Source organism: Burkholderia sp. MSMB1459WGS, assembly GCF_001534535.1.
Taxonomy (GTDB): domain Bacteria; phylum Pseudomonadota; class Gammaproteobacteria; order Burkholderiales; family Burkholderiaceae; genus Burkholderia.
Map to the genome: position 1 here is coordinate 83,639 of NZ_LPMU01000012.1, position 12,617 is coordinate 96,255.

The following is a 12,617-nucleotide window of genomic DNA, read 5'->3' on the forward strand; positions in this document are numbered from 1 at the left end:
TCCTGTCGGGCGTCGGTCGGTCAGTGGGTGGCCGCGCTCGCGTCGTCGCTGACGAGCACGAGCTCGCCGCGCAGCGAGTGCGGGTACGCATGGTTGATCCTCACGTCGATCATCTGGCCGATCAGGCGCGGGTGCGACGCGAGCGGCGCCGGGAAATTCACGACCCGGTTGTTCTCGGTGCGGCCCGCGAGTTCGTTCGGGTCCTTGCGCGACGGGCCCTCGACGAGGATCCGCTCGACCTTCCCGACCATCGACTGGCTGATGCGCGCGACGTTCTCCTCGATCGTCGCCTGCAGATGTTGCAGGCGTTTGAGCTTCACTTCGCGCGGCGTGTCGTCGGCGAGGTTCGCGGCCGGCGTGCCCGGGCGCGGGCTGTAGATGAACGAGAAGCTGGTGTCGTAGCTCATCTCGTGCACGAGCGCCATCATCTTGTCGAAATCCTCCTCGGTCTCGCCGGGGAAGCCGACGATCATGTCGGTCGACAGCGACAGATCGGGGCGGATCGCGCGCAGCTTGCGGATCACCGACTTGTATTCGAGCACCGTGTAGCCGCGCTTCATCGCCATCAGGATGCGGTCGGAGCCGTGCTGGACCGGCAGATGCAGGTGGCTCACGAGCTTCGGCACCTTCGCGTAGGTGTCGATCAGGCGCTGCGTGAATTCCTTCGGGTGCGACGTCGTGTAGCGGATCCGCTCGATGCCGGGGATGTCGGCGACGTATTCGATCAGCGTCGCGAAATCGGCGATGTCGGTCGAGCCGGCCGTCAGCGCGCCGCCGAATTTTCCACGATAAGCGTTCACGTTCTGGCCGAGCAGCGTGACTTCGCGCACGCCCTGATCGGCGAGGCCGGCGATTTCGGTCAGCACGTCGTCGAGCGGGCGCGACACTTCATCGCCGCGCGTGTACGGCACCACGCAGTAGCTGCAGTACTTCGAGCAGCCTTCCATGATCGACACGAACGCGCTCGGCCCCTCGACGCGCGCGGGCGGCAGGTGGTCGAACTTCTCGATTTCGGGGAACGTGATGTCGACCTGCGCGCGGCCGCTCGCGCGGCGCGCGTCGATCATCTGCGGCAGGCGGTGCAGGGTTTGCGGGCCGAACACGAGGTCGACGTACGGCGCGCGCGACACGATCGACGCGCCTTCCTGGCTCGCGACGCAGCCGCCGACGCCGATCAGGAGGCCCGGCTTCGCTTCCTTCAGCTCGCGCACGCGGCCGAGATCGGAGAACACCTTCTCCTGCGCCTTTTCGCGCACCGAGCACGTGTTGAACAGGATGATGTCCGCGTCTTCGGGCGTGTCGGTCTTTTCGAGGCCTTCGGCCGCATTGAGCACGTCCACCATCTTGTCCGAGTCGTACTCGTTCATCTGGCAGCCGAAGGTCTTTACGTAAACTTTCTTGGTCATGGGGATTCGCCGTTCGCAGTGGTTGACCTGGGGGCGTCGTCAAGGGTGAGTCGGGACGGCCGTGCGCGGCACGCGAATCGCGCGCAGCTGGCAGGAAAGGCCGTCGGGGAAAGCCTTCCATTATAGCTTTTCGCGCCACGACGGACGGGCGGCCGGTTGCAGACGCGCGACGCAGGATCGCGGGTTCCGACCCCTCGATGAAGGCGGGCCGGCCGTCAACGGCACGCGTTCAGCAAGTCGTCGAGCGCCGCTTCCTCGCGCGCGAAGCGTTCGGCGAGAAAATCGAGCAGCACGCGCACGCGCGGCGCCATGTAGCGCTTGCTGTGATAGATCGCGTGCAGCGGCGCATCCTGGTGCCGCCAGTCGGGCAGCAGCACGCGCAGCCGGCCCGCACGGACGTCGTCGGCGATGTCCCACAGCGACTTCAGCGCGATGCCGTGGCCGCGCAGCGTCCATTCGCGCGTGAGGCCGCCGTCGTTGGTCTCGAACGCGGTCGACACGGGCACCGTGTGGATCTGCACTTCGTCGCCGCGCGTGAAGTGCCAGGTGTTCATCGGGCCGGACGCGATCGTGATCACGTTGCACGGAAAGCGGGCCAGATCGTGCGGATCGGCCGGCACGCCATGGCGTTCGACGAACGACGGCGCCGCGCACAGCACGCGCCGGTTGGTCGCGAGCCGGCGGGCGATCAGCGCGCCGTCGGGCGGGGCGGCGAAGCGGATCGCCAGATCGATCTCGTCCTGCCACAGGTTCGACGACGAATCGGACGCCGTGAGCGAAAACGTGACGCCCGGATGCAGCGTCGTGAATTCGTGAAGCCAGTCGAGCAGCTGGTGGCGGCCGAAATCGGACGTCGACGACAGCCGCACCTTGCCGCTCACGACGTTGCGGCCTTCCTGCAGCATCGCATCCGCGTCGTCGAGCGCCTGCAGCGCCTGGCGGCAGCAGTTCAGGTACAGCTTGCCTTCGTCGGTGAGCCGCAATTGCCGCGTCGAGCGCTCGAACAGCCGTGTCGCGATCTTCGCCTCCAGCTTCGCGAGCCGCGCGCTCGCGGCGGCCGGCGTGAGGTTCAGCTTGCGTCCGGCGGCGGACAGGCTGCCCAGTTCCGCCGCCTCGACGAACAGCCGGATGTCGCCCAGTCGGTCCATGCGATTTTCCAGAGATATTTGAAAATGGTTCAAATGCCACGCCAATTATCAAATATAGGCGTCTTCGGGACAATGCGCGCACATCCCGCTTTCTTGTGCGGTGCGGCACCGAACCGGCGCCGCGGCCGCCGCCTTCCGGAGAACGTCATGCCCCTTCCGTTACTGGCGCTCGCGATCAGCGCCTTCGCCATCGGCACCACCGAATTCATCATCATGGGCCTCCTGCCCGAAGTCGCGCACGACCTGGCCGTGTCGCTGCCGTCGGCCGGCCTGCTCGTCACCGGCTACGCGCTCGGCGTCGCGGTCGGCGCGCCGCTGCTCGCGGTGCTGACGAGCCGCATGCCGCGCAAGGCCGCGCTGCAGTTGCTGATGGCGATCTTCGTCGTCGGCAACGTGCTGTGCGCGATCGCGTCCGGTTACGCGATGCTGATGGTCGCGCGCGTCGTCACGTCGTTCGCGCACGGCTCGTTCTTCGGCATCGGCGCGGTGGTCGCCGCGTCGCTCGTGCCGGCCGACAAGCGCGCGAGCGCGATCGCGCTGATGTTTACCGGGCTCACGCTGTCGAACGTGCTCGGCGTGCCGTTCGGCACGTTCGTCGGCCAGTTGCTCGGCTGGCGCGCGTCGTTCTGGATCGTCGCAGCGCTCGGCGTGCTCGCCTTTGGCGGCGTGGCCGCGCTCGTGCCGAACCGCCACGACAGCGGGCCGGTCGGCCTCGGCCACGAAGTGCGCGTGCTGAAGGAGCCGCAGGTATGGCTCGCGCTGCTGATGACCGTGCTCGGCTTCGGCGGCGTGTTCGTCGTGTTCACCTACATCGCGCCGATTCTCGAGACCGTATCGGGCTATTCGCCGCGCGCGGTCGCGCTGATCCTCGTGCTGTTCGGCGCGGGGCTGACGATCGGCAATACGATCGGCGGCAAGCTCGCCGACCGCGCGCTGATGCCGTCGCTGATCGCGATCCTCGTCGCGCTGATGGCCGTGATGGCCGCGTTCGCGAAGACGAGCCACCTGCCGGTCGCGGCTGCCGTCACCGTATTCGTCTGGGGGATCGCCGCGTTCGCGACGGTGCCGCCGCTGCAGGCGCGCGTGGTCGAGAAGGCCGCGAGCGCGCCGCATCTCGCGTCGACGCTGAACATCGGCGCGTTCAACGTCGGCAATGCGGGCGGTGCGTGGCTCGGCGGCCTCGCGCTCGAACACGGCTTCGCGCTCGATGCGCTGCCCTGGGTCGCGGTCGCGGTGACGTTCGCGGCGCTCGTCGTCACGTGGCTCGCGATGCGGCTCGATGCGCGCGGCCCGGCGCGCGGCGCGGCGCAGGCGGCGCAGTGAGCGGCGCCGCGGCGCCTTGCGCGGCGACGCCATGGCGGCAGGAAAAGGTTCGCGAGAAACGCATTCCTCCGCAATGCTGATAACGGTGTGAAGATAACTTCGTTTGCCCGTGCAAGGGCGGGTGATAGCGTCTCGATACGCGCCATGACCGGCGCAACCCGATTCCGGCTTACCCCCTACGCAGGGCCGCGCGGCGGCCCGGAGGCCATGCTATGTCTTCATCCCTGGCGCTCGTGCGCGACGTGTCTTCCTTCGAGTCCGGCAATGCCGCCGACCTGCGCGCGTCCGCGTCGCTCGACGCGCTCGAGCAGGTCGTCGGCGTGAACCTGGCGCGTTTGCGCGCCGAGCGGCAACTGTCGCTCGATGCGCTCGCGCGGCTGTCCGGCGTGTCGCGCGCGATGCTCGCGCAGATCGAATCGGCGCGCAGCGTGCCGTCGATCAAGGTGCTCTGCAAGATCGCGGCGGCGCTGAAGGTATCGGTCGCCGCGTTCCTGCGGCGCCATGCGGTGAACGGTTTCGAGCATCTGGCGGCCGAGCGCGCGTCGCGCGTCGTCAGCTCGAACGGCCGCTTCTCGGCACGTGCGCTGTACCCGGAAGGCGAGCCGGCCGCGGCCGAATTCCACGAGCTGCGGATCGCGCCGCTGCATACGGAGCCCGGCACGCGCCGCGCACCCGGCACGACGGTCAACCTCGTCGTCAGCGAAGGCACGCTCGAAGTCAGCGTGCACGACCGCCGCCAGTTGCTCGCGACCGGCGATGCGATCGTGTTCGATGCCGACCAGCCGTACAGCCTGCGCAACCCGGGCGACAGCGAAGCGCGTGCGTTCCGCGTGACGGTGAGCCCCGAGGTGCCGCCGCGCTGGCTCGTGCCCGACGCGGCGCACGCCGCCGCCAACTGATCGTGCGCGCCGCGCGGCGCGACTGCATTTCCCGGCCGTCGCGGCGTCGCGGGTCGGTCCGCCGGCCGTTCGGACGACGCCGTTAGACGGAGTCGTCAGTAAGGTTTTACCGGTAGTTCGCTGCGCGTCGCGCGCGGCTGTTGTATGCTTGGCCCGCCGATGACGGGGCGTTCCCGTCCGGCAATCAGTGCGTCTTCAGGGCGGGGCGAAATTCCCCACCGGCGGTAGGCCGGCGTAAGCCGGCGAGCCCGCGAGCGCCCGCGCATCCGCGCGGGGTCAGCAGATCTGGTCGAATGCCAGAGCCGACGGTCACAGTCCGGATGAGAGAAGATGTGCAGATAGTCATGTCCGTCAGGGCCGCTTCGCGCTGCATGCGAAGCGGGTTGTCGTTCTGTCTGTTTGCAATGCCCTGAAACGTTTTTCGCCCAAATCGTATTTGCGAGGAGCGTTTCACATGTCCTTGATGTCCGTTTCGTCGGCGCCTGCCGACGCCTTTGCCGATCTCCCGCTGCTGGATTCCGAACCGGTGCCGCCGCGCATCGCCGCTGCGCTCGACGCGATGCGCGCCGGCCGCGCGGTCGTGCTGCAGGACGACCACGATCGCGAGAACGAAGCCGACCTGATCGTCGCCGCCGAGCGCATCACGCCCGAGACGATGGCGCTGCTGATTCGCGAGTGCAGCGGCATCGTGTGCCTGTGTCTGACCGACGACACGGTGCGCGCGCTCGAACTGCCGCCGATGGTGCAGACCAACGAAAGCCGCAACGGCACCGCGTTCACCGTGTCGATCGAGGCGCGCGAAGGCGTGCATACCGGCGTGTCGGCGGCCGATCGCGTGACGACGATCCGCGCGGCGATCGCCGACGATGCGAAGCCGTACGACATCGTGCGCCCCGGCCACGTGTTTCCGTTGCGTGCGCAACCGGGCGGTGTGCTGGCGAGACGCGGCCACACCGAAGGCACCGTCGACCTGTCGATCCTCGCGGGCCTGAAGCCGGCCGGCGTGCTGTGCGAGCTGATGAATCCGGACGGCACGATGACGCGCGGCGACGACGTCGAGCGCTTCGCGCAACGGCACGGGCTGCCGATGCTGACGATCGCGGAACTCGTCGAGTTCCGCGAGGCGCTGGCGGCGGCGCGCGAACGCTGCTGCGAGCCGGCCTGAGCGAAGGCAAGGCGGGCGCGTTCGCGCGCCCGTGGCGCGGCCGGATCGACCGGATCCGGCCCGAATGACGATCAGGACTGCACGTCGCCGAATTCGCCGCGCATGCCTGCTTCGACGAGCGCCGGCAGTTCGTCCATCCTGCGCATGATCCGCGTGATGCCCATCGCGCGCAGCGCGTCCGCGTAGTTGTCGGGGATGTGGCTCGCGCCGACGAACGCGATCGTCTTCATCCCGGCCGCCCGCGCGGCATTCAACCCCGAGATGCTGTCCTCGACGACGACGCAGCGCGCCGGCGCGACGCCGAGCGTGTGCGCCGCATGCAGATAGACGTCGGGGTAGGGCTTCGGCCGCGCGACCTGTTCGGCGCTGAACACGCGCTCGCCGAAGATCTCGGTGAGCGATGCGCGCTTCAGCGAGTTGCGCACGCGCACGAGCCGGCTGTTCGACACGACGGCGGCCGGCAGCGTGACCTTCAGCAGCGCGTCGCGCACGCCGCCGATCGGCGCGAGCGATTGCGCGAGCGCGACTTCGATGTTGTGCTCGATGGTCTCGATGAAGTTGGCGGGCATCTCGACCCCGAAGCGGGATTCGATGCCGGCGAGGAAGCGCGACGTCTGCTGGCCGAATGCCGACTTCGCGGCGGCTTCGAAATCGAGGTTCGGGAACGTGGCGGACAGCGTGTCGAGCAGCACGCGGTCGGCGATGACTTCGCTGTCGACGAGCACGCCGTCGCAGTCGCAGATGAGGTGATCGAGCATGGTGATGAAAATGCGGGATATCGGCGACGCCGATCGATTCGCCATCATACGTGCTTTCGCGCGCAGGCCGCGCGACGTGGCGGCAAATTCGCCCGATGCGGCCGTGCCGGTGCGGCATGCCGTACCGCCGATCGCGCGACGGCGGCCCGCTTGCCCGGATCGCCGCCGTCGTGTGCTGTGTCACAGCTCGATCGCGTGCCCCGTTTTCCACGACGTCGTCGCGGCTTCGGCCAGTTCGAGCGCGGCGAGCCCGTCGTCGATCGTCGTCCGGACCGGCGTGCCGTCGCGCAGCGCGTCGACGAAATGCGCGATCTCGGCCGCGTATGCGTGCCGGTAGCGTTCGAGAAAGAACGGCTCCGGCACGTCCGTCGCGATGCCGCCCGCGAGCCATGCGCTCACCTCGGTCGGCCGCACGTTGCCGGCCTGGAGCATCCCGTGGCTGCCGAGCAGCTCGAAGCGCTGGTCGTAGCCGTAGGCCGCGCGCCGCGACGTGTTGATCTGGCACAGCAAGCCGCGCCGCGTACGGATCGTCACGGCGGTCGAATCGATGTCGCCGGCGTCGCGCACGGCCGGATCGGTCAGGCAACTGCCCGTCGCGTGCAGCGTCTGCGCTTCGTCGCCGAGGATCCAGCGGAACACGTCGAAGTCGTGGATCAGCATGTCCTTGAAAATGCCGCCCGAGCTGCGGATGTAGTCGGCCGGCGGCGCGCCCGGATCGCGGCTCGTGACGACCAGCATTTCCGGCGCGCCGATTTCGCCACGCTCGACGCGGGCCTTCAGCGCCGCGAAGGTCGGGTCGAAGCGGCGCTGGAAGCCGATCATGCACGTCACGCCGGTGCGCCGCACGACGTCCGCGCACGCACGCGCGCGTTCGACGGCGAGGTCGACCGGCTTCTCGCAGAACACCGCCTTGCCCGCGTTCGCGGCCGCGACGATCAGGTCCGCGTGCGTGTCGGTGCTCGACGCGATCACGACGGCCTGCACCGACGCATCGCCGAGCGCGCGCTCGATATCGGCGGCTTGCGCGCCATGCGTGCGGGCGAGGGCTTCCGCCGACGGCGCATGCCGGTCGATCACGTACTTCAGTGTCGCGCCCGGATGGCGCGCGAGATTCGCCGCGTGGATCTTGCCGATTCTGCCCGCGCCGAACAAAGCGAATTCGATCATTTCGTGCTCCTTGGGATGATGTTTTTTCACGATGCGCGCCCGGCGTGGGCCGCGCACCGTCACGACCGTCCGCTCAGCGATCCGCCAGCGCGTCGCGCACGTAGTCGATGCTCGCCCGCAGCCGGTCCTCGATGTCGCCGGCTTCGGCGATCTCGCTCGCGAACGGCTCGAACGACAACGCGCCGCGGTAGCCTCGCGCGAGCAGCGCGCGCAGTTGCCGGATGTTGCCGAGCCGGTCGGCGCCGCCGACCAGCACGCGGTGGCCGTCGCGCATGCGGTCGACCGGCAGGTCGATTTCCTCGACGCCCGAGAGGTGCACGAGGCCCGTCAGGTTCGGGAAGAAAATGTCTTCGCCGGCGAGGTGATGATGGAACGTGTCGTGCACGAGCCGGAACACCGGTTCGCCTGCCGCCGCGTAGATGCCCTTCACCGCGTCCGACTTGCGGCGCAGCGCGCATTCCTCGAAACCGAGCGGCTCGATGAAGCCGAGCAGGCCGCGGGCCGCGAGGATCGGCTTCAACGCCTGCAGCGCCGTCACGAGATCCGCATGGCGCGCGTCCGCGCCGCGCGTGTCGCCGCGGCTGTTGGTCGGGCACAGCACCAGCGCACGCGCGCCGCATTGCGCGGCGTAGTCGGCCAGCGCGGTCGCCTCGTCCGCGCGCTCGGCGTTCCATTGCTCGAAGCGCTGCAGCGCGTTGATCGTCAGGATCGTCACGCCGCCGGCTTCGGCCGTCGCGCGTACGGCGGCCGCCGGCGTGCCGTCGGCGAGCTCGACGCCATCGAGATCGTTGCGGATCTCGATCGCGTCGACGCCGAGGCGCCGGCACAGCGCGACGTAGCGGTCGAACGGCAAGCGCGGCGCGCTCATCCGGTTCAGCGAAAAGTGGAAGTCTTGTGTCATCGTTCTGTCCTTGGGGCTTGAGTGGGGCGGGGTCCGGATCGGGTATCGGCGTGCGCGGCAAGCGCTTGCCAGGCGTCGCGCAGCCATTGCGCGCATGCGACGTTGTTGTCGAAGATCGAATAGCGGGCGCCGCCGCCGTAGTCGGGAAACGGAATGAACTCGCAACTGATCTGTTCGAGTCGTGCCGGCCGCGCGCCAGCGGGCGCCTGCGCTTGCGCGTGCAGCAACTGGTGCAGCGCGGTTTTCCACGGATCGAGCGACGCTGCATGCCATTCGCCGTGATAGGCGCCCGGCGCGGGTGCGACGAACGGATACTGGATGCCGCGGCCGGGCCTGCCGTCCGCGCGGCGCATCCAGCGATTGTCGGGGTTGTTCGGCGTCACGCTGCGCGCATGCGCATGTCGGACCCAGCCGCGCGCGATCCAGTCGGCGTAGATCGGGGCGGGCGATGCCGGGTCGAGCATCGCGCGGCCGCCGTCGGCCGACCCGCGCAGGCCCGCCGCGTCGAGTTCGGCGCGATTGCCGATCTTGAACAGCAGGTGCGAATGATCGAGCGTGATCCGGAACGGTGCGCCGGCTTGCTCGACGTGCCGTGCGACGCGCGCCACGCGCGCGAAATGCTCGCTCCACATGTCGACATGCACTTCGAGGCTCGGCAGGCAGCCGACCGGCTCGCCCCATGCGTAGGCGCGCAGGTAGAAATCGGCGACTTCGCGATCCGACAGCGGATGGCCGTCCGCGTGGTGCGCGAACAACTGGCAGTTGAGCACGGTGCTGCCGAAGCGGGCGCCCGCCGCGACGATCTCGGCGACATGCGCTTCGTCGGAGCCCGCGCGCCAGATCCCGCCGATCACGCGAATCGGCAGCGCGTGGCGGTCGACCAGCGCGAAATACGGCGACAGGTCCTCGCCGCGCACCGGGTTCTTTTCGACGTAATCGAACACCCCGGCGGCGGCGACCATCCGGAAGCGCTCGGCCGGCGCGGGCGGCGGCAGCCCGTCGTGCTCGAGCACGCCGTCGAGGTTCACGCCGATGAGGATCGGTTCAGCCATCGTCTCCTGTCCGTCGTCTATCGATGGCTGACCACTGTACGGATGCGCGGCGCGGGCCGCATGACAAACGTTGACGAAAAATCGCCAATGCGACGATCGATTTTTTCGCCGCGAGGCTGCGGCACGCCGTGCGGCGCGATTCACGCCTGCAGGTACGCGCTCGTTCTCACGTTCGCCGGACAGAACACGCGGAATTCGACCGGGTCGTCCGGCGGCGGCTGTTCGACGATGCCGCATGCATGCAGCACGTGCTGCAGCGCGGAAATCGCCTGCCCGTCGGGATCCTGATCGATCGCGAGATCCATCGCGCCGGCTTCGATGAAGGTGCGGTGCAGGTCGATCATCTCGTGGCCGATCCACACGACGCGCCCGATCGCACCGGCCTTGCGCAGCGCCGCTTCGATCCCGGCCGACCCGGCGCCGCTGTTGTAGATCGCGACCACGTCGTCGTGCGCCTGCAGGGCCTTCGACACCGCGCGGTAGCAACGGTCGTCCTGGTCGAGTGTCTCGACCGGCGCGTCGTCGCAGCGCAAGGCGGCGAACGCGGCGGCGAGCTGGTCGCGGCAGCCGGCCATCCGGTCGGCGTGCGCGCGGTAGCCCATCCGGCCGCCGAGCAGCAGCACGCGGCCGGGGCGCGCCGCGAGGCGGCCGATGTAGTAGCCGGCCGTGCGTCCGGCGCGGTAGTTGTCGATGCCGGCAAAGTGCACGCGGTCGATGCCGCCGATGTCGGTGACCATCGTGACGACGGTCTCGCCGCGCGCGATCGCGCCGGCGAGCGCGTCGCGCATGCGGGCCGTGTCGTGTGCGGTGACGATCAGCGCCGCGCGCCGGTACGCGGGCCGTTCGACCAGCGCGGCGGCGCGCTCGTCGTCGGCGGCGGGCAGGATCGTCCGGTGCACGACCACGCGCCGGTCCAGCATCTGCAGCGAGCGCTGCAGCGCCTGCTGCAACCGCCGGAAGAACGGCGCGTCGGTGTCCGGCAGCAGCACGTCGACGTGGATCAGCCCGTGCCGCGTGTCGGGCAGCTGCCGCGGCACGCCGAGCTGCCGAGCGGCTGCGACCACGCGTTCGCGCGCCTGCGCGGAGACGCTGCCGCGTTCGTTCAGTACGCGGTCGACGGTCGTCGTGCTGACGCCGGCGAGCGCCGCGATCTCGTCGAAACGCGCGGTGCGCTTGCGCCAGCGCGGCCCGGATTCACCTGCCATGGTCGTCTCCATCGTGAGGGTCGCCATCGATCGCGTGGCGTTGTCGGGAACGCTAAAGCGATGGCGAAATTTCGTCAACGTTTCGATTGAGGCGGGGCGGCCGGTCGCCTAATTTCGGTCTTGTTGCGAAGCGCTTGCCGCGCACAGAAACCCGAGGAGACAGAAGTGGCCCATACCGACGACCCGGCACGCGTGCGCACGGCGGCGCGCCGTCAGGAATACAGAATGATCGGCGGCGCCGGCGAGCGCGCGCACGCGGCCGGGCTCGTCAACGCCGCGTGGTACCGGTGCGCGGTGCCGCGGCCGTTGATGAAGCAGTTGATGCAGCGCGGCGATGCGCGTGCGATTCGCGACACGCTGATCTGGTACGCGGCGATCGCGATCAGCGGCGCGCTCGCGTGGCTGGCGTGGCGTGCGCATTCGGCGTGGGCGATCCCGGCGTTCTTCGTGTACGGCACGCTTTACTGCAGCCCCGCCGATTCGCGCTGGCACGAATGCGGGCACGGCACCGCGTTCCGCACGCGCTGGATGAACGACGTGCTGTACCAGGTCGCGTCGTTCCAGGTGTTCCGCCGCGCGACCGCATGGCGCTGGAGTCATGCGCGCCATCACACCGACACGCTGGTCGTCGGGCGCGATCCGGAAATCGCCGCGCCGAAGCCGACCGACTGGCTTGCGCTCGCGCTGAACGTCGTCGCGCTGAAGCACGTGGCCGGCGAGCTGCGCAAGATGATCGAGGTGTCGGTCACCGGCCGGCTCGACGACGAGGAGCGCACCTACGTGCCCGAATCGGAATGGCCGAAGGTCGTGCGCGAGTCGCGCATCCATCTCGCGATCTACGTGCTCGTGACGGGCGCCGCCGTGTACTGGCGCACGATCCTGCCGCTGCTCTACATCGGGCTGCCGAGCCTCTACGGCGCATGGCTGTATCTGTATTTCGGCCTCACGCAGCACGCGGGCATGCCGGAGAACGTGCTCGATCACCGGCGCAACTGCCGGACCGTGATGATGAATCCGGTGTTCCGCTTCCTGTACTGGAACATGAACTATCACGTCGAGCACCACATGTTCCCGATGGTGCCGTTCCATGCACTGCCGAAGCTGCACGAAGCCGTGAAGGCCGACATGCCGCCGCCGTACCGCAGCACGCTGGCGGCGTATGCGGAGATCGTGCCGGCGCTGGTCCGGCAGACGCGCGACCCGTCCGACTACGTCGTGCGGCCGGTGCCCGGTGCCGCGCGCGCCTAGCAGTTATCGACTATCCCGACGAAGGAGACACACACCATGACGCAATGGATCGACACCGGCGCGCTCGACGACATCGACGACGAAGACGTCGCGCGCTTCGATCATGCCGGCCGCACGTACGCGATCTACCGGATCGACGGCGAGGTTTATGCGAGCGACGGCCTGTGCACGCACGAGCACGTGCATCTCGCGGACGGGCTCGTGATCGATCACGTGATCGAATGCCCGAAGCACAACGGCCGCTTCGACGTGCGCGACGGCCGGCCGCTGTCGGCGCCCGCGTGCGAGAAGCTGCGCACCTACCGGGCGAAGGTCGAGGACGGCCGCATCCTGATCGAGGTATGA

12 protein-coding genes and 1 riboswitch are annotated in these 12,617 nt (G+C 68.9%); of the genes, 5 read left to right on the forward strand and 7 right to left on the reverse strand.

The window, feature by feature from the left end; translation table 11 throughout:
* Nucleotides 1-20: 20 nt before the first annotated feature.
* Nucleotides 21-1,406 (reverse strand): tRNA (N6-isopentenyl adenosine(37)-C2)-methylthiotransferase MiaB, encoded by a 1,386-nt coding sequence (gene miaB, locus WT97_RS05380; protein ID WP_059504494.1) that lies wholly within the window; start codon nucleotides 1,404-1,406, stop codon nucleotides 21-23.
* 215 nt (nucleotides 1,407-1,621) lie between these two features.
* Complete coding sequence (locus tag WT97_RS05385) at nucleotides 1,622-2,554, reverse strand: LysR family transcriptional regulator (protein WP_059504496.1); 933 nt, start codon at nucleotides 2,552-2,554, stop codon at nucleotides 1,622-1,624.
* 147 nt (nucleotides 2,555-2,701) lie between these two features.
* Between WT97_RS05385 and WT97_RS05390 the strand changes: the two genes are divergently transcribed.
* The 3 genes from WT97_RS05390 (at nucleotide 2,702) to ribB (ending at nucleotide 5,941) form a co-directional block, all read left to right on the forward strand.
* Nucleotides 2,702-3,877, forward strand: coding sequence for an MFS transporter (locus tag WT97_RS05390; protein ID WP_059794093.1), 1,176 nt, complete (start codon nucleotides 2,702-2,704; stop codon nucleotides 3,875-3,877).
* Nucleotides 3,878-4,089: 212 nt separating this feature from the next.
* Nucleotides 4,090-4,776 (forward strand): helix-turn-helix domain-containing protein, encoded by a 687-nt coding sequence (locus WT97_RS05395; protein ID WP_034208332.1) that lies wholly within the window; start codon nucleotides 4,090-4,092, stop codon nucleotides 4,774-4,776.
* Nucleotides 4,777-4,963: 187 nt separating this feature from the next.
* A riboswitch (FMN riboswitch) is annotated at nucleotides 4,964-5,112 on the forward strand.
* 118 nt (nucleotides 5,113-5,230) lie between these two features.
* The gene (ribB, locus tag WT97_RS05400; RefSeq protein WP_034208331.1) at nucleotides 5,231-5,941 is read left to right on the forward strand and encodes a 3,4-dihydroxy-2-butanone-4-phosphate synthase; all 711 of its coding nucleotides are present in this window, start codon (nucleotides 5,231-5,233) and stop codon (nucleotides 5,939-5,941) included.
* Between the two features lie 71 nt (nucleotides 5,942-6,012).
* Here ribB and WT97_RS05405 read toward each other — a convergent pair whose 3' ends face one another.
* The 5 genes from WT97_RS05405 to WT97_RS05425 all read right to left on the reverse strand — a co-directional run bounded on the left by WT97_RS05405 (nucleotide 6,013) and on the right by WT97_RS05425 (nucleotide 11,024).
* A complete protein-coding gene (locus WT97_RS05405) occupies nucleotides 6,013-6,699 on the reverse strand; it encodes an HAD family hydrolase (protein ID WP_060353098.1) in 687 nt (228 codons plus the stop codon).
* A 180-nt stretch (nucleotides 6,700-6,879) separates the two neighbouring features.
* Nucleotides 6,880-7,866, reverse strand: coding sequence for an inositol 2-dehydrogenase (gene iolG, locus WT97_RS05410; RefSeq protein WP_060353118.1), 987 nt, complete (start codon nucleotides 7,864-7,866; stop codon nucleotides 6,880-6,882).
* A 73-nt stretch (nucleotides 7,867-7,939) separates the two neighbouring features.
* Complete coding sequence (locus tag WT97_RS05415; protein WP_060353099.1) at nucleotides 7,940-8,767, reverse strand: TIM barrel protein; 828 nt, start codon at nucleotides 8,765-8,767, stop codon at nucleotides 7,940-7,942.
* Nucleotides 8,764-9,819: a hypothetical protein gene (locus WT97_RS05420; RefSeq protein WP_060353100.1), complete on the reverse strand. Its 1,056-nt coding sequence runs from the start codon at nucleotides 9,817-9,819 to the stop codon at nucleotides 8,764-8,766. The genes WT97_RS05415 and WT97_RS05420 overlap by 4 nt, the downstream gene beginning before the upstream one ends.
* Nucleotides 9,820-9,959: 140 nt before the next feature.
* On the reverse strand, nucleotides 9,960-11,024 hold the full coding sequence (locus tag WT97_RS05425) for a LacI family DNA-binding transcriptional regulator (protein ID WP_059794097.1): 1,065 nt from the start codon (nucleotides 11,022-11,024) through the stop codon (nucleotides 9,960-9,962).
* Nucleotides 11,025-11,189: 165 nt separating this feature from the next.
* Between WT97_RS05425 and WT97_RS05430 the strand changes: the two genes are divergently transcribed.
* Together WT97_RS05430 and WT97_RS05435 are read left to right on the forward strand one after the other, a co-directional pair.
* The gene (locus tag WT97_RS05430; RefSeq protein ID WP_060353101.1) at nucleotides 11,190-12,272 is read left to right on the forward strand and encodes a fatty acid desaturase family protein; all 1,083 of its coding nucleotides are present in this window, start codon (nucleotides 11,190-11,192) and stop codon (nucleotides 12,270-12,272) included.
* A 36-nt stretch (nucleotides 12,273-12,308) separates the two neighbouring features.
* Nucleotides 12,309-12,617, forward strand: a complete 309-nt coding sequence (locus WT97_RS05435; RefSeq protein ID WP_059504510.1) for a non-heme iron oxygenase ferredoxin subunit — start codon at nucleotides 12,309-12,311, stop codon at nucleotides 12,615-12,617.